This window comes from Actinomycetota bacterium, assembly GCA_041658565.1.
Lineage (GTDB): Bacteria > Actinomycetota > AC-67 > AC-67 > AC-67 > JBAZZY01.
This window is the reverse complement of sequence record JBAZZY010000005.1, coordinates 26,598-45,267: the sequence shown is the minus strand read 5'-3', so window position 1 is coordinate 45,267 and position 18,670 is coordinate 26,598. Positions and strand designations below refer to the sequence as shown.

Sequence of the window (18,670 nt, the reverse complement as noted above, 5' to 3'; positions counted from 1 at the left end):
TGGCTGTCAGGGCGGGATTCGAACCCGCACGGACGCGGAGTAACAATCCGCCGCGCTACCGATTGCGCCACCTGACAATGAGCACGCCCGGAGAGATTCGAACTCCCAACCTCCAGGTTCGAAGCCTGGCGCTCTGCTCCGTTGAGCTACGGGCGTGTGCAGTAGGCGCGGGTGGAGTCGAACCACCTGTCTTCCGCGTATCAGACGGACGCTCTCGCCGTTGAGCTACGCGCCTTCGTCGCGCTGTGCAGTTGTCAAAGTGCTTGCGTTCGTGGACCCGGTCGGATTCGAACCGACAGCCTCCTGGGTGCAAACCAGGCGCTCTTCCGTCCTTGAGCTACAGGCCCATCGTCGAGACGGAGGGACTCGAACCCCCAACCCCCGGATCCCAAATCCGGTGCGCTACCGTTGCGCCACATCTCGTTGGAGCAGGCGGCGGTGCACGGGCGGGAGGGATCGAACCCCCGCCTGCTGGGTTGGAGCCAGCCGCGCTCCCACTACGCCACGCCCGTTCGAAGGCAAACGAAAAGGCCCTCTTCTTCGCGAAGAGAGCCCTCAACGGGAACGAGGACGAACTACCTCTTCGCGAAACCTCCGATCTGCGCGTGCAGCCAACCCGCGCGTTGACCCTTATTTAGGGCGCGCGCGGAGAAGGCAACCTCGATATCGAGGCGCCGCATCTCTTCAGCTAAGCGTGCTCGTCTCATCGTTTCCTCGCTCATAGGTAAGCGCGGCAATGGTAGGTGAAGGCACGGCGCTCTGGCAACGGATTTTCCATGTCGGATTCCGCTCCGCTTGGCGTGGGCCTTGAGAAGCTGGCCCCGTCGCATATCGTTTGAACAGACCCCGACGAAGACCGGTGAGGTTCGCAGACCGCGCCTCCGCAGCACCTGTCCGGGGATCGGGTAGTTGCTATCCGCTTCGTTCTATCGCATCGAGCAGTCCGGTGATCAAGCCGCTCGCGTAACGGCTGAGCTGCTCGAGCCTGGGCGAGTCACCCCCGACGGTCTGCGCGTACGCGACGGGTCCGGGTGCGGTGGGAGAAGCGAACAGGGCTCGCATCGTCGCCAGTGACTCGGTGATGAACGGCTCACCTCGCACGGCAGAGGCTTGGATGACGTGAGCGAGCGCGGCCGCGCCGTGTGGCTCGCCGGCGTCGTGGGGCCATGCGTCGCACAGCCACACGATGTCGTAGGCGTGCTTGGGCTTGTCGATGTCCGCGAGCGCCTGGGCCTTGAGCGCGAGCAGCGTCGTCGGGCCCACTACGCGAAGACCGATCGCGCCGCGTTCGCCGAGCTCTGTCACTTCTTCGTCCAAGGCGACTTCGACGAAGTCGCGGGCGGCCAACTCCACGCCTCGAACCTGCAGCGCCGCGAGTTCGCTGCCGCCATCGACTTCGACCTTCCTGCGGATGCGCCGCTGGATCTCCTCATCCTCCGGGCACAGGATCTCCAGAACGACTTCGATGTCGTCTTGGATGGCGAACCATCGGAAGGAGGGTTCATCGGGTTGTCGTTGGGTGAAGCCGCAGTCCTTCACGGCTCGAACGAGGGAGACATACGCCTCCTCCTCGGCGGCGAACACCCCCACGGCGAGATCGATGTCGGAGGTGCCAACGTGCGCGGCCACGCCCGGTGCCGGCTCGGGAACCAGGAAGGGTGGAACCAGGCCGCCGACCAATACGACGCGTTCGCCCCAGGCTCGTCCAAGCTTCCACCGCAACCGGTACAGGGCGCGACGAACCGCGCGCGTGAGCTCCGGGTCGTAGGTCATGTGATGGACTCCAGCAGCGCCTCGGCGAGCTCGTCGAGCCGAGGACCGGCTCGCGACGCGGTTTCGACGAAGGCCCGTGCCGGGGAGATGATCGGAACGCCGGCATGCGTTCGATGATGCGCGTACCACAGGGGTGCCCGGCCGCCTGCGAGCCGGCGGACGGTCAGGTTCGCGGCGTCGTCATCGACCGGCTCACCCAGCGCGATCGAAGGCTCCCACGCATCATCGTTCACCAATATCTCGACGGGAGGCGTCCGGGTCAGGGTCGGCTTCCACAGTTGCGCGGCAGCCGGACCTGCCACAACCCACTGACCCGGGAGGTCGGCCTTGGCGAGCAGTGACAAGACGGCGTCGGGATCGCGGGCGGTGACGTAGAGCGCCACGCTCCGCGTGACCCCTGGGAGGTACTCCTGCGACCATCGACGCAGAAGCTCGCCGCGCCGGACGTCGAAGTATCGAGTGAATCGCCGCCCGCGCGCGCGATCGACCTTGAGCAGGCCTTCGCCTTCCAGCCGCGCGAGCACTTTCTGGATCTGCGCGATCGACGGGCCGCTCTTGAGCGCTCCCGCGCAGAGTTCCTGCAACTTCTCCAGCGACGGGAGCTGATTCATCGGATGAACAACGAGTGCCTCGGCGACCAGCTCGGAAAGCCCCCGGAGCCTCGGGCCTCGCCGCTGTGGCTGAGGAAGCTCGAGAGGACGCTCGACGTCGACGATGAGGCCTTTGAAGCGAAGCTTCAGCAAGCCCGTGGACGTCGCCAACGCCTTTACGCGCCGAGGAGGATCGCGGAGCGCTTCGGTGAGCCGAGGCCCCGCGTCGACGAAGACATTGAATGCCCCAGGGGAGGCTTGGGATGCAGCGTCGGGCCCTCGGCCGCCGATGACCTTGAGGGGCAGCCGCACCAGGTTGCCCGTGCGAGGACGCACCGCGACATCGCCGTCCATGAGGTGCAGCGTGAGATCGCCGGACGACAGGGTGCTCAGTATTTCTCGCACTCGGCTTATTTCTCGCATGATGCGAGAATAGCATCGGATACGAGAAAAGCAAGGAGTGTGATCTCCGCCGCCCCTGGCATCTGGTATCCGTTCTCAAGAGAAACGGCTGGTCGGATGGCTCAGCGCGAAAACGTTGGCCGCAGTCGTCGGAGCAGCGTGTCCGCGGGGCTGCGGCGGTCGTGCTGCGTGCGGACGTCGGAGTACACGAGCTCGGTGAGGATAAGGGCTTTCTAGAGGCGGAGGCGGAGGCGAAAGCGGAAGCGGAGGCGGAAGGAATCGAACCCACCAAGCGCGGTTAAGCGCTTCACCGGTTTTGAAGACCGGGAGGGACACCAGCCCCCATTCGCCTCCGCGCGCAGTTTACGTGCGGAAACGCGGTACGGGCTTGTCGACGTGTCCCGTGGCTGAAGCCGGGCTTCGAGCCCCCACGACCCGATTGATCGATCACTCGAAGGCGCCGGTGCGGTCTTCTTGAACTATGCGCAGGAGCGGCTCGACGTCGTCGGCGGGCGGAGCGTCGGGCACCTTCAACCACCTGCCGTGCCGGTTCGCCCAGTACAGCGTCCATGTCATCGTGTCCGGGTCGTAAAGGAACCGGGCGATCTCTCGCTTGCTCCATTCCGGCCCGAAGTCCTCGCGCCACGGCGGTCGGTTCTCGTAGATCATGATCGAGCGCCCGCGCGTCTCGACGACCCACACGAGCTGATCGCGAACATGCTCGGGGATCTTCTGATCGCAGAATCGCTTCACCTTTGCGACCGCCAAGTCGGGTAGTGCGCTGCGTTTGGTCGCCATCTCAGCCTTCGCTCGGTTTAGATCGCAGACAGCAGAGCTTCGGTCCAAGCCATCGACACTTCCAACACGCGGGCTTCCGGCATCGCGATCCGAAGGGCGCGCCCAGCCATGATGATGCCCTCGCCTCGGCGCGACCCAAACAAACCGCGAAGATGCTCGAGCCCGTTGCGTGTGGGTGGCCCCGCCGTCTCGTGTTCGAGAAGTCTTCGCATCGTCACGGCGACGTCTTCCGGCTGCATCGACGACATGAGGCGGAACACGTCCGCGGCGTCTTTGTCGATGAGACGATCCGGCCGATCAAGACGGTCGTGAATCTTGTGCGCCTTGGCAACGATCAGCGCCGCCGGGCCCGCGACTTCTGCATCGATCTCGCGCGCGTCCACCGGATCGAGCGCGCGCAAACGCATGGGGGCGTGGTCGACGAGCGCCGCCTCCAGCCCAACGGCGCGTCGCGCGGCCATGTTGCCGTGAGGGCCGAGTCGGGCTCCGCGACGGCCGCCGGGTGGCGCGACGCCTTCGGGGACGATCAAATCAACGGGTATGAGTACTGCGACACCTTCGATGCGCGCAGTTGCCACCCACACACCAGGCTCTGCGGTCCCTGGGTTCGGCTCGGAGAGCGTGAAGCCCGCCGCAGTCATCGCGGCCCCGAGTTTCGGCGTGTCATCGAGCAACGTCGGATCGAGGGCGAGGTCGCCGTCGGTCGTGTACGGCGCGATCGCGATGTCGCCGTCACCTGTGTGCAGATACACGGCTTGAGCGCCGGCGACGATGACGGCGTCACGATGCGGCTGCAGCGCTACGAGCGCGTCGAGCAGCACGCGGCGCGCCTCAACGTATCGGGGATCGACCATCATCACGATGAGACCTCTTGTAGCGAATCTGCGCGCCAAATCGACTCGTTCTCGTTCATCCAGCTCAGGATGGCCTCACCTTCGGAAGGCATTCGACCGACGCCGGTGAGGCAATCGACTGCGATCTGCGAGGGGCTCACGTAGGTGACGTCGTTCTCGCGCACGCCACGATCCCATACGACTGTGTCGAAGGGACGCATCAAGAGGACGTTCGCGCCCTCGCTTGCGGGCAAGAGACGCAGGGTCTTCGCAAGAGAGCCGGGGTCATCTGTGTAGACGGTCAGCAGGGTGGGTGCGGCAACGGGGGAGAGCCGCACAGCCGCGAACGAACCGGTTACAGCCCAACGGGCCCGCGTGGACGATTCGCGTAGTTGGTCGAGCCACGCACCGGCGCCGCCGGCTGCGATGAATCGAAGCGTTTCGTTTGTCTTGAACACGTCGTAGATCTGCGCCCATCGTCGCAGCAACGGAAGGACCGCTACTTCGTCGACGCCACCGCGCGGTGATCGTTTGATCAGCGCTTCGGAGTCGAGCGTTTCGAGGAGCCGCGACACGTACCCGGCATTGAGTTCCGTTGCCGTAGCGATGTCACGGACGCCGTAGGGCGGGCGCACATCGATGAGCATCCGGATCAGCCGCGCTGCTCGCGCTCCGCTGAGTCGAGCGGGCCCTCGCGCCGTCGGCGACGGATCACGTTGCGCGCCGTCTGTCTTGATGAGGATGAACGGATTCTCGATCCGGAGGTAGGCGTTGCCGGTGAGATCCACGTAGTTGATCTCTTCCTTGGCGAGCAACTCGCGCGTCCGAAGACTGAGCCACGGGGCGATCACGAGGATCCCAAGATCCGGAACGAATGACCGGAGGCTGCGCGAGAGTCCCCCCATGAGCCTCTCGACATCACGCGGGCCGAAGGTTCGCTTGGCCTCGATGACCAGCGTCGCGCACACGCCTCCAGGGGGGCGGATTTCGACGGCCGCATCGACGCGGGTCGAATTGATGAGGGTGCCCTCGGTTCCGAGCCTGCTCGAAGGATCGACGGCCCACGTTGGAGGCAGGGTCGCGCGCAGCCAGGCGAAGGCCTTTTGAACGAGGTCTGTTTCCCGAGGCGCACTGTTTGCTTGCATGGCAAACTAGGAGGATACCTGAGATCGTTGCTCGGATGCGGATGTTTGCTGGTCCAGCAAACAGGCCTGTACTTGGCAACATAGGGCGTTTACCAGGGAGTTTGCCCATAAGAGGGACCGGCACATGCTCTGGGGCAAATCAGACAAGATTCGGGGGGGGATGATGGCGAACAGGCAGGCTATCCACCTCGTGTGCGACTGCTGTGGCCACGCCCGGGCATTCCGCGACTCGGAGGAGGCCTTTCACGCGGGGTGGGATGGCCCACCGAACTTCTCCGGCTACATCGCGTGCGATCTCTGTCCGAGCGCGTTCATCGTCCTCGGGCAGACGGAGCGGCACGAGGCTGCGCACCAACGATGGATCGTCGGCGGAAGGCCGAGCGCGTTCTGATCGGCAGTTGCCTTCGAACGTGCATGACACTTTGTATGACAACTACGGAGGCCGGGGGAGGACGGGCGCGGCTCAGCGGATCTCTGCGGGACTCAATGACGTGCAGCAACGCGCGAAACCCCAGGTCCTAGAAACCGCGTGGTCCTCTTTGAAGACCGGGAGGGACACCAGCCCCCATTCGCCTCCGCGCGCAGTTTACGCGCGCGCACGGGGACCGGGTCGAGCAGTTCGTAGCCCCGGGAGGAGGGCGCGCGCGCGGTGTCGAAGAAGCGGCGCACAGGGTGAGGGAGGGCGTTCATGAGGAAGCTGGTCGCTGTTGCCGTTGCGATGGGTTTGGCGCTTGCGGTGAGTGGGGTGGCGCGCGGCGGAACCGTCGAGGAGAGCGGCTATATGACCGCGCGCGACGGCACGCGGCTGCGCTATCACGTGATCCGCCCCGCGGAGGGTACGACCTTCCCCGTTCTTGTGAATTACGAGGGCTATGCGGCGGGAACCTACGCGGGCGACAACGGCGTGGGAACTTACCTCGACAGATTGCTTGAGCGCGGTTTCGCGGTGGTCGGAGTGTCGGCGCGTGGAACCGGCTGCTCGGAGGGCGTGTTCGATCCCTTTTCGCTTGTGATGGGTCGGGACGGCTACGACGCGATCGAGTGGGCGGGAACGCAGTCGTGGTCGGACGGGCGGGTCGGCATGATCGGCGTCAGTTTCGGAGGCATTACTCAGTTGTTGACTGCGGCGCAGCGACCTCCGCACCTGCGGGCGATCGCGCCTTCTTCGGCGCTGAGTGATCTGTATCGCGATGTCGTGTATCCCGGCGGGATCCTCGAATACGACTTCACGTTTGCCTGGACCGGGATTCAGAAGGAGGGCGGGACCCAGGCGCTCGTTCAGCGGGCCTTGCCCGAGGGCGACACCCAGTGTGCGGTCAATTACGGCACGCACGAGGCGGGGAACGCGAACAGGAGTTACTTCATTCCGACGCTCGTCGCGGACAATCCCTACGACGACGACTTCGACGGGCAGTGGAAGGCGCGCTCGCCTGAAGCCGGCATCCCGGAGATCGACGTGCCTGCGTTCCTGTTCAACGCGTGGCAGGACGAGCAACTCCCGGGCCGCATTTGGGAAGACCTTGAGTTGTTCACCCACCCGGACAGACTCTGGGTCAACTTCTCCAACGGAAACCACGGACGCGACTACGCCTCAGCCGAGGCGCAGGATCTCACGCTCGCGTTCCTGGATCACTTTGTGCGCGACGTAGACAACGGCTTCGAAAGCCACGCCCCGGTTTCGATTTGGATGGAGACGCAGATTCAAAACGGCGGGCAGGAGAACGTCAAGACGTGGGCGATCGATCTCCCGTCGATTCCGAACCCGACCCCGCGCGCGTTCTATTTGCGCGCCGGCGGTGGGCTCGACGATGCAGCACCCGTCGCCGACGAGGCGACCGACTCGTACGCCTACCCGCTGCCGTCTCCCGACGTTGGGGAGCCGGGTCAGCAGCAGAGCGGGTACACGATGGGTCAGTTCCTGTGGAAGGCTCCGGTGCCGCCGGGTGGATCCGTTGCGTATACGAGCCCGCCGCTTCAGAGCGACCTGGTTCTCGCGGGACCGGCCAGTCTGGATCTGTGGCTCGCCTCGACGGCGACCGACACCGACGTTCAGGTTACGGTGACCGAGGTTCGTCCCGACGGCCAAGAGATGTACGTCCAGCGTGGGTGGTTGCGCGCCTCGCATCGCGCTTTGGACACCACGCGTTCGACGGAACTGCGGCCTTACCAGACGCACCTGCGAGGGGACGCGCAACCCCTGACCGCCGGCGAGCCGACTCCTCTGCGGATTGAGGTCTTCCCGTTCGCGCACGCGTTTCGTGCGGGCTCACGCTTGCGCGTGTGGATCGACGCACCCACGAGCCACACCGGGTTCTGGGCGTTTGTTCCCACACCCGATCCCGCGATCAACACCATTCTGCACGACGCTGCTCATCCGTCTCGTCTGGTGGTCGGAGTGTTGCCGGGCCAATCCGCGCAGGCTGCGCTGTCGGCGTGTGACACCATCCGCAACCAGCCCTGCCGACCCGATCCTGTCTGATGGTTTGGGCGCGGGGGAATGTCGTTGTCGGCAGCGAACATGACTTGCGGATTCGGGGACACGCACCGAACTCGGGCATGAAAAAAGGGAGGGGGCGGCTATCAATCGCGCTCTGCCTCTCGAACACTTGGCTCGAGTGCGCCTCCCGCGGCTGACCGCGCGTGGGTACCGCGCCCTCCCTTACTAATCCAACACGCTAGCACCAAAAAAGCGCGGAATCCAGGGTCCTTCGCGATGTTTTCGAGCGAGCCGCACGACTCTGCCGCGCGCGCGCCGTTTATGCAGCGTGCGAACCGCCGCGGCGGCGCATGGCGCGCCAACCGATCGCCGCGGCAGCAAATGCCGCGGCTGCGAATGCGGTTGTCGGCGATGGCTTCGAAACGCTTGCCACGATTCGTGACCGCAGCGAAATTGGACGAACGAATTCAAGTATCGGCCACTCGCGTTCAACCGCGATCGCGCGCAATTCCTTGTCCGGGTTCACCACGTTGGGGTGCCCGACGACAGCGAGCATCGGCTCGTCGGTGACTGAATCCGAGTACGCGTACGACCCGGCGAGATCGATGCCGTATCGCTCAGCGGCCTCGCGCATCGCGATGGCCTTGTTCTCGCCATAGCAGTAGAACTCCAACTCACCGGTGTAGCGACCTTCGTCGTCAATGCTTGGACGTGTTGCGATGAAGTGCGGAACACCCAAGTATTCGGCCAATGGGCGCACGATTTCCTCAGCCGACGACGACACGATGTACACGCGGCGGCCGGCCGCGCGGTGCTCGGCGATGAGGTCCAGCGCCTCTTGGTAGATCAGCGGGTCGATGATGTCGGTGATCGTCTCGCGCACGAGTTGCTGGATCTTCTCTTTCTCCCAGCCGCGCGTCAGTTCCAGCAGCGCGACGCGCATCTTCTCCATCTTGGCCTCGTCGGCGCCGACCAGGTGGTAGACGAGCTGCGCGTACAGCGACTTGATGATCAGCGCGCGGCTGATCATTCCTTCCTTCATCAGCGGTTTGCCGAATGCGAGCGTCGATGAGCGCGCGATGACGGTCTTGTCGAGGTCAAAAAAGGCGGCCTGCATTGGGCGAATACTAGCGGCGACGGCTTCGTGTGGACGTCAAATGCGCACTCCTTCGCTAAATGGTCCGTTCTGACAAGACCGGAGCCGCCCTAGGGGCGGCTCCGGGTGTCTCGCAGGCGGGGGACTACGAGACCACACTTACGCAGGACTCCGACGAAACATGTCTGAATTCTTCCCCTAGGTCACCATGAACTCGGCCGTACGTCAAGGGGTACCGAGGGGCAGGGTTCGGATGGGTGATTCAGGCGGGCGCCGGACCGAGGTCGGCCCGGTCCCAGACCTGCGGGAGAACGACTTGCTCGAAGCCATGCATGAACCAACGCGCCGTCAGTTCGACCACGGCGGCGCTCGGCACGGACGGGTCTCGCAGGAGCCAACGGGCAAGTTCCTCGGCGACGGCGATGATTGCTCGGGGAAAGACCCCGGCGGCAGGCGGGTCGGGGGCCCCGGTTGCGGCGATGACCGTTCGGGCGCGCGCCCCCAACTGCTCAACCATGCGGTCCTTCACCTGCCGCGTTCGGCGCGCGATCTCGGGGTCTGCGGTGCCGGCGTCGCCGAAGATGACTCGGAATCCCAGCGGGTCCGCCTCGGCATAGCGCAAGAACGAGGTGAGCCCAACCCGCAGCGATTCCTCGAGAGGGAGGTGGAAGGTCTCGTCGATTGCACGCGTGACGTGTTCGGAGAAGACCTGCTCCTCGCGGTCGAGTAAGGAGTAGTAGATCTCTTGTTTGCCGCCGGGGAAGCAGTCATACAACACGGCCTTGCAGACTCCGGCGTGTTCGGCGATGGCTGCCATGGATGCGTCGGCAAACCCGCCCGCGGCGAAGATCTCTCGCGCCGCATCAAGAACCAACGGGCGTCGTTTCTCCGGTCCTAAGTACTCCGCCCGCTTCCCCATGATGACCTAAGTCTAGCCCGCTGGTGGTCTGCCATTGCCCGATGAAACGGACATAACGACAATTAAACCGTCTAGTGCGGGAAAAACCGTCAGGCGGGCCGGCGGGCGACTCGGCGCAGTAGCACGACCAGCGCCAGGATCGATGCGGTTCCGGCGATTGCGAAGAACCAGATCTCGGGTTCGACGTGGAAGGGGTTCGACGTGAACCCTCGTGCTGCTGTGCCGGCGGCGTACTCGGAGATAGTTCCGAAGTGCTCGAGGCGCGCGCGCGACGCGACTTGCCCCGCCGTCAGTGCGCCGGCAACCAAGACGAATACCGGCGTCATCATTCCGCGGCCGGCGAGAGCGGGAGCAACCGAGAAGCCGGCGAGAAACGCGAGTTCGTACATTGCGAACGACAGGATGACCACGGCGATGGGAAGCTGCGCCGAGGGAACCCAGTACATCCACATCCAGTCCGGGCGCATGAGGTAAAGCGTTACTGCGATCCCGAGAACCCCGACCTGCAGGTACGCAAGGCCAAGCCGGAACGCCCGCGTTGAAAACGCGGATGCGGCAGTGGCGATCTCGCGGCGACCGGCGAAGCCGAACATCAATCCGGCCGCAAGCGATAGACCCCAATCAAGGAAGAATGTTTCGACCACCCCCTTCGTCTCGGCGGTAATTATCACCCCGAACCCGCAATCGTGCGTTGTGGCTGGGTTCTCGCGCTCCTAGGCTGCCGTCCTCCCCGCCTTCCCGTCGGTCACCGCCTGTGGAGGGCCCTTGCGGATGGAAGACATCGGAGTCGTCGTCGCTCACGACGATCCTGCGGTATGCGAGCAGATCGCCGAGGTGCTGGAGGCGGCGCGGGGCTTGTTTGTGACGGCGACTTCGGCCGACGCCGAAACCGGGCACGTGCTCGTTGCCGGGGGCGAACGGCTGGTGATGTTGCGATCGCCGCGACTGCCCCTGGTGGCACTCGCGGACGGTGAGCCGCTGCGCGCGGCGCGCGCGGCGTTGGCGCTCGGTGCGCGCGACATAGTCTGCTGGCCGCAGGAGGCGGCTCGGCTGCCCGGAGCGGTGGTACGCGCCGCATCGGGCGGTGTGCGTCGCGCGGCGTCGGGATGGGTGTGCGCGGTGGGTGGCGCGCGCGGCGGAGTCGGCGCGACGATGCTGGCCGCCGCGCTGGCGCGCGCCTGGGCTCCCGCGGTAATCGTGGATCTCGCCCCGGGGGCGGGACAGCGGACCTTCGCGACGACCGATCCGGTACGAACGCTTCACGATCTTGTGGGTTTGGACGATTGCGCGCCCGAGTCGGTCGAGGGCGCGCTTGAGCCGCACGTTGCCGGCGTCCGCGCGTTGCACGCGCGTGCGTCGGCGGACCTTCCGCCGGTCGCCGCCGTGCACGGGCTGGTCCGGGCATGTCGCGAGACGTCTCCGGTGACGGTGTTGGACTGCGGGGGCGTGACCTCGGAATCGGCGCGCGCGGCCGCGGCCGCGGCGGACGCGAGAGTCGTTGTGCTCGCCAACGACGTCGCCTCGGTCCGCGGCGCGCGCGCCTTGGCTGAACGACTCCCAAGTCCGGTGTTCTTCGTCTTGCGGCGCGAGCGACGCTCGGGAATCGCAACCCGGGATGTCGCGGCGGCGCTCGGTGCTGAGATGCTCGGAGTTGTTCCGCAGGACGGCGGCGTCGCGCGCGCCGCCGACCTCGGAGCACTTCCTCCGGCGCGGGCCCGCGCGTCACGCACGATAACGACGCTGGCGCGCGCCTTGCGAACGGACCACGCATGAACGTCGACGCGGTCACGATGCGCTCGCGCGTGCAAGAGCGGCTTCTGGCGGAGGAGCCGGCGATGATGCATGAGCCGTCGCGATGGGAACGCCGCGTGCGTGTGCGTGCTGCGGTCGCGCGTTACCTGTCCGAAGAGCGCGTCGCCGTTGCGCCCGCTGAGATGGCAACGCTGGTGCGCGAACTGTCGGACGAGATCACGGGTCTCGGTCCGCTGGAGCCGTTGCTGCGCGACCCATCCGTGACCGAAGTGATGGTGAATGGGTGCTCGCGCGTATACGTCGAGCGCAACGGACGCATCGAGCGCGCGCCGGTTACTCTCTCGGGCGACGAAGCCGTGCGTCACGTCATCGACCGGATCGTTGCCCCGCTGGGGCTGCGTATCGACGAGAGTTCGCCGTGGGTGGACGCGCGCTTGCCGGACGGATCCCGCGTGCATGCAATCTTGCCGCCGCTCGCGGTTGGGGGGCCGACGATCACGATCCGCCGGTTTTCGGCGGTCCCGCTCACCGTCGACGACCTTGTGGCGCGCGGGGCGATGCCGGCCGAGTGGGCTGAGTTCCTGGTCGAAGCAGTGCGCGCGCGCCGCAGCCTTATCGTGTGCGGAGGGGCCGGCGCGGGCAAGACGACGTTGCTCGGCGCCCTTGCGGCCCACATCCCCGACCACGAACGGGTGATCACGATTGAAGACGCGGCAGAGCTTCGTCTCCAGCGCGATCACGTAGTCGCGCTCGAGACGCGGCCGGCGAACGTCGAGGGACGCGGCCGGGTGACCGTGCGGGATCTGGTGCGCAATGCCCTGCGGATGCGTCCGGACCGAATCATCGTCGGCGAGGTTCGCGGCGGCGAAGTGCTGGACATGTTGCAAGCGATGAACACGGGCCACGACGGCTCGATGAGCACCGCGCACGCGAATTCGCCGACCGACTTGCTGCCTCGACTGGAGGCGATGGCCGCGCTCGGTGAGGCAGGTCTGTCGCAGGCCGCCGTGCGACCGCAACTGGAAGCTGCGCTTGATCTTGTGGTTCACGTTTCCCGGGTAGCCGACGGCGCGCGCCGCCTGACTGCCGTGTGTGAGGTGGTTGCGCACGACGGTGCGCTCACGCTGGAGTCGAAGTTCCAAACCCGAGGGGGTGCGTCGTGGTCGGCGCGGTGACGCTTGCGGTATGTCTTGGGATCCTGGCGTGGTTCTCCGGGCGCGCGCGACTCGGCGCGCGCGCCCGGAGCCTCGGCGGAGTGCGGCTGCGTGCTGTTGAACGGCTCGCCGTGGCGGTGGATCGCGTGTCCTTGGCCCGAGCGACGGCCGGATTGCTCGCCGGTGCGGCAGCGGGAGGGTTGTCGCTCGCGCTTGCGGGAACGGCAGGCGGGCTTGCTTGGGAACCGCTGTCTCGCGCGCGCCTGCGGCGCGCGCGATCGCAACACGTGGATCGGCAGCTCCCGGACGCCCTACGAGCGACGGCGACGGCGTTGCGCGCAGGGCGTAACCTCGCGCAAGCGATTGAGTGCGCGCGCGACGAGGTCCCTGCACCGTTGCACGTCGCGCTTGATGCAGCGGTGCGACACATGCAAGTGGGAGCCCCTCTCGGCCGCGCACTCGATGTGTTCGCGGAAACCGCCGGATCGACGGAGGCCGCGGCGGCTGCCGAAACGATGCGAATCGGCCGCGCGGCCGGCGCGAACCTGCCGGCGATCTTGGACGCGGCGGTCGAGTCGTTGGTTGATCGCGAACGACTGGCGCGCGACCGTCGCGCGGCTACGGCGCAGGCACGAATGTCTGCGATGGTGGTCGGTTCGATGCCGTTGGCTTTCTTCGTGACGGCGGGGTCCGGTGGCCGCGCACAACTCCGGACGCTGCTTCACGACCCGATCGGATGGGTGCTGCTGGCTGCGGGACTTGGGCTTGAAGCGGTCGGGTTTCTCTGGACGCGTGCTTTGGTGAGGCAGGGGTGAGGCCGACGTCGCGAGCGCAGCGGTTGCGCGTCCGTATGGCGATTGCGCCTCGTGCGCACGGTTCGGGTGTTCTCGCGAAGCTTGGTCGCGTTCTCCAGTGCGTACCGTTGGTGCGGCGCTGGGCGGAGGCGACGGAACCGCGTGCCGTCGAGCTTCGCGCGGTTCTTGTCGGCCGTTGCGCCCTCACGGCCGTCTCGACGGCGTTTCTCGTGGGGAACTTCGCTTCCGGTGCTCGTTCGCTCGCAGCGGTTCCGCTCGGCGCGTGGGTGGGCTGGCGCGTCGGATGTTCGATGCACTTGCGCAGCGACCGCGCTCGCGCGCAAGAGGTTCGGCGCGCTCTCGCGCCGGCGCTTGATCGCCTCGCGACGTGCGTCCTTGCCGGGATGAGCATCGAGCGCGCGTTGCGCATCGTCGCTCCGTCTACTCCGGGACCGCTCGGCGAGGCCTTTTCAAAGGGTGTTCGCGCGCTCGAGGTGGGGTGTCCGCGCGCGCGCGCCTATCGCCACGTGGTCGAGCACGCCGGCGGCGATGAGATCCACAGCGTGATGGCGTCGCTGGCCCGCGCGGAGCGATTCGGTACCTCGGTGTCGAGTGCGCTGCTCTCTCAGGCCGCGGAACTGCGGGCGCGCGCCCGGGCTGCAGCCGAGACCGAGGCGCAAACCGCGCCCCTGAAGATGGTCTTTCCCCTTGTGTTCTGCTTCCTTCCCGCGTTCGTGCTGTTGACGGTTGCGCCGATCGCAGTGTCGGCGATTCGCACTCTGGGGGGAGCCTGAGCGGGGAGAAGCCCTGCCGGGATCGGGCGCGCGGCGTCCGAGGGACGGGTCAAAGCGAGGGAGAGGAGGGAATCGAAGATGGGTCGTTTGTTGTTCGAGAAGGTCTGCGCCGGGTTGCGGAGGCTTGCGGCGCGCGCGCGCATCGCGGGGCAGGCCGGTCAGTCCACGACGGAGTACACGCTCGTCATTCTGGTGGCGGCCAGCATCGCGTTGCTCATGCTGAACTGGGCCAAGGGAGGAGCCGTTGAGGGCTTCTTTCAGTCGATCATGGACAAGGTCACTCTGATGTTTGCCTGATTCGCAGGCCAGTGCCCGAACGACGGCCGGGACCGGCAATAGCCGGTTCCGGCCCCGCGGGCCGCCCTAGCGATCGACGATGCCTTCGCGAACGGCCGTCGCCACCGCTTCCAGCTTCGAGTGCGCCTGCAGCTTGATCAAGATGCTCTGAGTGTGGTTGCGGACCGTGTGGGGGCTGATCACCAGCGCTTCGGCGATCGCTCCGGTGGCGAGCCCGTCGGCGAGCAGGGTCAGGATCTCGCGCTCGCGGGGTGTCAGGTCCGATCCGAGGCCGCGGTAGCTGCGGTGCAAGCGCGGGAGCACGCGCGCAAGCATCGACGGCGAGATCAGCGCCTCGCCCGCGTGAGCCGCGCGCACCGCCGCGAGCACTTCCTCGGTGGCCTTGTGCTTGGTGACGTACCCCGAGCATCCCGCTTCGATTGCCGCGACCAACACCTTCTCGTCGGTGAACGAGGTGAGCATGACAACCTTGGTGGCCGGCAGGTCTTGCTTGATCTGGGTCGTCGCTTCGGCGCCGTTGCCGTCGGGCAGGTCGAAGTCCATAAGGACGACGTCGGGCTTGCCTCGGCGCGCGCCGGCGAGCGCAGCTTCGACGGAGTGGGCCATCCCGACCACCTCGATTCCCGGCTGATCCTCGAGTGCCTTCATCAGGCCTTCGGCGAAGACTTTGTGGTCGTCTACGATGAGAACTTTGATCCGTTTTTGTGAAGTTGTGTCTGTCATGACCTCGACCTCTGGGGTTCCTGCTTCTCCGATAGACTGGATGGACCGGGCTGGCAATGCAAGGAGGCCGGCGTGGAAAACGCCACCGACTCGGACCAACAACGTAGCGGAAACGACGAACAGGGCCGGTTGGCGGCTTTCACCAGCGCGGCCGTCGCTCTGGCTTCCGAGTTGGAGTTGGACGCCCTGCTGCAACGGATCGTAGATGTTGCGCGCGCGCTCATAGGCGCGAAGTACGGGGCGCTCAGCGTTTGGCAGGAGGGCCGGATCGTCCGATTCGTGCATGACGGCCTGACGACTGAGACCGCTGAGCGCATTGGTCATCCTCCCGTCGGCAAGGGCATCCTCGGTGTGGTGCTTCGCGGCGGCAAACCGGTGCGCTCGCAGGACCTTGGGGAGGATCCGCGTGCATCGGGGTTCCCGCCGGATCATCCTCACATGCGGTCGTTTCTCGGGGTCCCGATCCGACACCGAGGCCAGGTGCTCGGGGACCTCTACCTCTCGGAAAAGATCGGCGCGGACGAGTTTTCCGACGAGGACGAGGCGATGGCCGTCAGCTTTGCGGCGCTCGCCGCGGTTTCAATCGACAACGCGGCGATGTTCTCTCGTGACCACGAGACGGTTGAGCGACTGCGCGAACTCGACCGCATGCGCGCGGACTTCGTGGCGATGGTCTCTCACGAGCTTCGCAACCCGATTGCGACCATGCGTGGGTACGCGATTCTTCTGCGCGACCGGCCCGAGAGGTTCTCGGTGAAGGAGCACAGGCGGTTCACCGAAGTCATCGTCGACGAAGCCGACCGGCTCTCGACTCTTGTCGAGGACGTCATGGACGTCGCACGTATGGAAGCAGGGGAGTTCACCTACGCCTTCTATCCCTACGATCCCCGCGCCTTGCTTGAGGAGTCCATCGAGGAGATGCGCAGCGTCGCGCCCGAACGGATGCTGATCTCGGAGGTGCCCGGCGACCTTCCGCCGATCCGCGGGGATCGCGACCGGATGAAGCAGGTCGTCTACAACCTGCTGAGCAATGCGATCCGGTACTCGTCCGACGGCACGAGCGTGACGGTGTCGGCGCGCGCTGAGGCCGACACTCTTGTAGTAAGCATCGAGGACCATGGAATCGGAATCGCGCCTGAGGACCGTCCGCGTTTGTTCCAGCGCTTCGCGCGCGTTCGCAAGCCGGGGATGGAGCACGTCAAGGGCACGGGGCTGGGTCTGTACATCAGCCGCCAAATCGTCGAGGCGCACGGGGGGACGATCTGGGTGGAGAGTCAGCCGCGCCGCGGTTCGACCTTTTCTTTCTCGGTTCCGGCGAGCGGTCCGCGGCCCGAGTGATCGCGCCGGTCGGTCTGCAGCAGGCGTGAAACCGAGTCCAACACCGACGTCGGACTGTTGAACTTGCCGATCAGTTCGATCGGGCCCGTCCCCGGCAAATGCGTGGACCCGGTCACGAAGACCACGAGCAATGGGATGTGGCTGTAGCGCGGGTGGGAGCGATAGGCGCGAATCATGCGCGCGCCCTCAGAGGTCTGGCCTTCCAGCGGGGCGAACAGCCGGCACGAGAACAGGATGACGTCGACCGTCTCTGGGACGGCGCACACGCCGCAGCGGATGAGGTCGCAGCCGCCCTTGGGCGTGCGTGACCCGCCGCACATGACCACACAGTGGCCCGCGTCCTCCAGCAGTTTCGCTTCGTAGACGGCGAGGTCGGGCTCGTCTTCCACGATCAGGACGGTCGCCATTCGGTATCTGCTCCTTGTGCTCCAGCACCATCGCGGGAACGCGTAGATCGTCCCCGCGTGGTTGTTGTTGATGCGGGGTCGGCCGGAGGGCTCCCACATCTCCGATCGCCTCCAAAGCACACTCCCGAGCGGTCGTCGCGAAAAGACCTCTCGGCACCACCATTGGGTAGTGCAGATTCCTTAGTGCACATGCGCGAGGCCGATGCAGGGTGAGTTGGCGGTGCGCACGGGGTGTGCGGGTATCATGCGCGCCATGTCTACGACGGGTGCGATTCGCAGTTCGATCTTCAGCCCCGAGCACGACGCGTTGCGGGTTAGCGTTCGCGCGTTCGTCGAGCGTGAGCTGGCGCCGTACGCCGAGGAGTGGGAGGCAGCGGGGGACTTCCCGGACTGGGTGTTCACCAAGCTCGGGGAGCAGGGCTACCTGGGTCTGGCATTCCCTGAGAAGTACGGCGGTCAAGGTGGGGACTACATCTCCACCCTCGTGCTGAAGGAAGAGATCGCGCGCTGCGGCTCCGGTGGTGTCGGAATGGCCGTCGCCGTGCAAACCGACATGGCGACGCCTCCGGTCTTGGAGTTTGGGACCGAGGCGCAGAAGCAGGAGTACCTGGTGCCTGCGATTCGCGGCACTAAGATCGCGTGTCTGGGCATCACCGAGCCCGAGGCGGGCAGCGATGTCGCCAACATCAAGACGACCGCAGTGCGTGACGGAACCGACTGGGTGATCAACGGCAGCAAGATCTTCATCACAAATGGATGCCGCGCGCATTTCTGCACGCTGGTCGCGCGTACCAACAAGGAAGCCGGTTACGGCGGCTTCAGCTTGTTCATCGTCCCGACCGACACGCCCGGATGGAAAGTGTCCAAGCGGCTGCACAAAGTCGGGATGCTCTCATCGGATACCGCCGAGATCTCTATCGAAGACGTGCGCCTCCCAGCCGAGGCTCTGCTCGGTGTTGAGGGCGAGGGATTCAAGCAGATCATGTGGGAGCTGCAGGGTGAGCGTCTCGTCGGGACGGCCGGCAGCATCGCGGGGTCGCAGTTGCTGCTGGAGCGCTGCATCGCCTACGCGAAGGAGCGCAAGGCGTTCGGAAAGCCGATCGGCAAGTTCCAGGCGATCTCACATCGGCTCGCCGAGATGGCGACCGAGATCGAGGCTGCGCGCGCGCTCGTCTACGACGCGGCCTGGAGGTTCGGCAAGGGCGAGTACCCGGTAAAGGAGATCTCGATGGCCAAGCTCTACGGCGGCCTTGTGGTTAATCGTGTCGCCAATCACGCCATGCAGATCTTCGGCGGGATGGGGTACTCGATGGAGCTGCCGGTGCAACGCGCGTGGCGCGATGCTCGCCTCATCCGCATCGGTGGCGGCGCCGACGAAGTCATGCGTGAAGTCATCGCCAAGACGATGGGTCTGTAGC

General features: G+C 65.8%; 18 protein-coding genes and 7 tRNA genes. 8 read left to right on the top strand and 17 right to left on the bottom strand.

Going from position 1 to position 18,670, the window contains the following annotated elements:
- From WDA27_04800 to WDA27_04745, 12 genes are all read right to left on the bottom strand, one after another.
- Positions 1-77 (bottom strand) — tRNA-Asn (locus tag WDA27_04800).
- Positions 78-82: 5 nt separating this feature from the next.
- Positions 83-156: transfer RNA gene (locus WDA27_04795), tRNA-Arg, on the bottom strand.
- 6 nt (positions 157-162) lie between these two features.
- Positions 163-235 (bottom strand) — tRNA-Ile (locus tag WDA27_04790).
- A 37-nt stretch (positions 236-272) separates the two neighbouring features.
- Positions 273-347: transfer RNA gene (locus WDA27_04785), tRNA-Ala, on the bottom strand.
- 4 nt (positions 348-351) lie between these two features.
- Positions 352-423: transfer RNA gene (locus WDA27_04780), tRNA-Pro, on the bottom strand.
- Between the two features lie 18 nt (positions 424-441).
- Positions 442-512, bottom strand: a tRNA-Trp gene (locus WDA27_04775).
- Positions 513-912: 400 nt separating this feature from the next.
- A complete protein-coding gene (locus WDA27_04770) occupies positions 913-1,773 on the bottom strand; it encodes a nucleotidyl transferase AbiEii/AbiGii toxin family protein (protein MFA5890256.1) in 861 nt (286 codons plus the stop codon).
- Positions 1,770-2,768: a hypothetical protein gene (locus WDA27_04765; GenBank protein MFA5890255.1), complete on the bottom strand. Its 999-nt coding sequence runs from the start codon at positions 2,766-2,768 to the stop codon at positions 1,770-1,772. The genes WDA27_04770 and WDA27_04765 overlap by 4 nt, the downstream gene beginning before the upstream one ends.
- 260 nt (positions 2,769-3,028) lie before the next feature.
- A tRNA-Sec gene (locus WDA27_04760) sits at positions 3,029-3,119 on the bottom strand.
- Between the two features lie 93 nt (positions 3,120-3,212).
- On the bottom strand, positions 3,213-3,563 hold the full coding sequence (locus WDA27_04755; GenBank protein ID MFA5890254.1) for a DUF3024 domain-containing protein: 351 nt from the start codon (positions 3,561-3,563) through the stop codon (positions 3,213-3,215).
- Positions 3,564-3,580: 17 nt separating this feature from the next.
- Positions 3,581-4,423 (bottom strand): hypothetical protein, encoded by an 843-nt coding sequence (locus WDA27_04750; protein MFA5890253.1) that lies wholly within the window; start codon positions 4,421-4,423, stop codon positions 3,581-3,583.
- Entirely contained in the window at positions 4,420-5,541 is a 1,122-nt protein-coding gene (locus WDA27_04745) for a type IV toxin-antitoxin system AbiEi family antitoxin (GenBank protein ID MFA5890252.1), read from the bottom strand. The genes WDA27_04750 and WDA27_04745 overlap by 4 nt, the downstream gene beginning before the upstream one ends.
- Positions 5,542-6,229: 688 nt before the next feature.
- On the opposite strand from WDA27_04745, the gene WDA27_04740 reads away from it, so the two are divergent.
- Complete coding sequence (locus tag WDA27_04740; GenBank protein ID MFA5890251.1) at positions 6,230-8,020, top strand: CocE/NonD family hydrolase; 1,791 nt, start codon at positions 6,230-6,232, stop codon at positions 8,018-8,020.
- A gap of 277 nt (positions 8,021-8,297) precedes the next feature.
- On the opposite strand, the gene WDA27_04735 is transcribed toward WDA27_04740, so the two are convergent.
- The 3 genes from WDA27_04735 to WDA27_04725 form a co-directional block, all read right to left on the bottom strand.
- Positions 8,298-9,095 carry an HAD-IB family hydrolase gene (locus WDA27_04735; protein MFA5890250.1) on the bottom strand — a complete coding sequence of 266 codons (798 nt, stop codon included), beginning with the start codon at positions 9,093-9,095 and terminating at the stop codon, positions 8,298-8,300.
- Positions 9,096-9,336: 241 nt separating this feature from the next.
- Positions 9,337-9,993 carry a TetR/AcrR family transcriptional regulator gene (locus WDA27_04730; protein MFA5890249.1) on the bottom strand — a complete coding sequence of 219 codons (657 nt, stop codon included), beginning with the start codon at positions 9,991-9,993 and terminating at the stop codon, positions 9,337-9,339.
- Between the two features lie 89 nt (positions 9,994-10,082).
- Positions 10,083-10,637, bottom strand: a complete 555-nt coding sequence (locus WDA27_04725) for a hypothetical protein (GenBank protein MFA5890248.1) — start codon at positions 10,635-10,637, stop codon at positions 10,083-10,085.
- Between the two features lie 127 nt (positions 10,638-10,764).
- Here WDA27_04725 and WDA27_04720 point away from each other — a divergent pair, with 127 nt between their 5' ends.
- From WDA27_04720 to WDA27_04700, 5 genes are all read left to right on the top strand, one after another.
- Positions 10,765-11,766, top strand: a complete 1,002-nt coding sequence (locus tag WDA27_04720) for a hypothetical protein (protein ID MFA5890247.1) — start codon at positions 10,765-10,767, stop codon at positions 11,764-11,766.
- Positions 11,763-12,920: a TadA family conjugal transfer-associated ATPase gene (locus WDA27_04715; protein MFA5890246.1), complete on the top strand. Its 1,158-nt coding sequence runs from the start codon at positions 11,763-11,765 to the stop codon at positions 12,918-12,920. Before WDA27_04720 ends, WDA27_04715 begins: the two co-directional genes overlap by 4 nt.
- The gene (locus tag WDA27_04710) at positions 12,905-13,714 is read left to right on the top strand and encodes a type II secretion system F family protein (protein ID MFA5890245.1); all 810 of its coding nucleotides are present in this window, start codon (positions 12,905-12,907) and stop codon (positions 13,712-13,714) included. Before WDA27_04715 ends, WDA27_04710 begins: the two co-directional genes overlap by 16 nt.
- 35 nt (positions 13,715-13,749) lie before the next feature.
- Positions 13,750-14,487 carry a type II secretion system F family protein gene (locus WDA27_04705; GenBank protein MFA5890244.1) on the top strand — a complete coding sequence of 246 codons (738 nt, stop codon included), beginning with the start codon at positions 13,750-13,752 and terminating at the stop codon, positions 14,485-14,487.
- A 78-nt stretch (positions 14,488-14,565) separates the two neighbouring features.
- The gene (locus WDA27_04700) at positions 14,566-14,784 is read left to right on the top strand and encodes a DUF4244 domain-containing protein (GenBank protein MFA5890243.1); all 219 of its coding nucleotides are present in this window, start codon (positions 14,566-14,568) and stop codon (positions 14,782-14,784) included.
- A 66-nt stretch (positions 14,785-14,850) separates the two neighbouring features.
- Here the strand turns inward: WDA27_04700 and WDA27_04695 are convergent, their stop codons facing one another.
- Positions 14,851-15,507 (bottom strand): response regulator transcription factor, encoded by a 657-nt coding sequence (locus tag WDA27_04695; protein ID MFA5890242.1) that lies wholly within the window; start codon positions 15,505-15,507, stop codon positions 14,851-14,853.
- A gap of 72 nt (positions 15,508-15,579) precedes the next feature.
- Here WDA27_04695 and WDA27_04690 point away from each other — a divergent pair, with 72 nt between their 5' ends.
- On the top strand, positions 15,580-16,845 hold the full coding sequence (locus tag WDA27_04690) for a GAF domain-containing sensor histidine kinase (GenBank protein MFA5890241.1): 1,266 nt from the start codon (positions 15,580-15,582) through the stop codon (positions 16,843-16,845).
- Here WDA27_04690 and WDA27_04685 read toward each other — a convergent pair.
- A complete protein-coding gene (locus WDA27_04685; GenBank protein MFA5890240.1) occupies positions 16,782-17,252 on the bottom strand; it encodes a hypothetical protein in 471 nt (156 codons plus the stop codon). The genes WDA27_04690 and WDA27_04685 overlap by 64 nt on opposite strands.
- Before the next feature lie 253 nt (positions 17,253-17,505).
- On the opposite strand from WDA27_04685, the gene WDA27_04680 reads away from it, so the two are divergent.
- Positions 17,506-18,669 (top strand): acyl-CoA dehydrogenase family protein, encoded by a 1,164-nt coding sequence (locus tag WDA27_04680; GenBank protein MFA5890239.1) that lies wholly within the window; start codon positions 17,506-17,508, stop codon positions 18,667-18,669.
- Position 18,670: the final 1 nt, after the last annotated feature.

Coding starts and splice junctions, on each gene's coding strand:
- WDA27_04770 (MFA5890256.1), bottom strand. CDS start 1,773: ATGACCTACGACCCGGAGCTCACGCGCGCGGTTCGTCGCGCCCTGTAC.
- WDA27_04755 (MFA5890254.1), bottom strand. CDS start 3,563: ATGGCGACCAAACGCAGCGCACTACCCGACTTGGCGGTCGCAAAGGTG.
- WDA27_04745 (MFA5890252.1), bottom strand. CDS start 5,541: ATGCAAGCAAACAGTGCGCCTCGGGAAACAGACCTCGTTCAAAAGGCC.
- WDA27_04740 (MFA5890251.1), top strand. CDS start 6,230: ATGAGGAAGCTGGTCGCTGTTGCCGTTGCGATGGGTTTGGCGCTTGCG.
- WDA27_04735 (MFA5890250.1), bottom strand. CDS start 9,095: ATGCAGGCCGCCTTTTTTGACCTCGACAAGACCGTCATCGCGCGCTCA.
- WDA27_04730 (MFA5890249.1), bottom strand. CDS start 9,993: ATGGGGAAGCGGGCGGAGTACTTAGGACCGGAGAAACGACGCCCGTTG.
- WDA27_04720 (MFA5890247.1), top strand. CDS start 10,765: ATGGAAGACATCGGAGTCGTCGTCGCTCACGACGATCCTGCGGTATGC.
- WDA27_04715 (MFA5890246.1), top strand. CDS start 11,763: ATGAACGTCGACGCGGTCACGATGCGCTCGCGCGTGCAAGAGCGGCTT.
- WDA27_04705 (MFA5890244.1), top strand. CDS start 13,750: ATGGCGATTGCGCCTCGTGCGCACGGTTCGGGTGTTCTCGCGAAGCTT.
- WDA27_04700 (MFA5890243.1), top strand. CDS start 14,566: ATGGGTCGTTTGTTGTTCGAGAAGGTCTGCGCCGGGTTGCGGAGGCTT.
- WDA27_04695 (MFA5890242.1), bottom strand. CDS start 15,507: ATGACAGACACAACTTCACAAAAACGGATCAAAGTTCTCATCGTAGAC.
- WDA27_04685 (MFA5890240.1), bottom strand. CDS start 17,252: ATGGCGACCGTCCTGATCGTGGAAGACGAGCCCGACCTCGCCGTCTAC.
- WDA27_04680 (MFA5890239.1), top strand. CDS start 17,506: ATGTCTACGACGGGTGCGATTCGCAGTTCGATCTTCAGCCCCGAGCAC.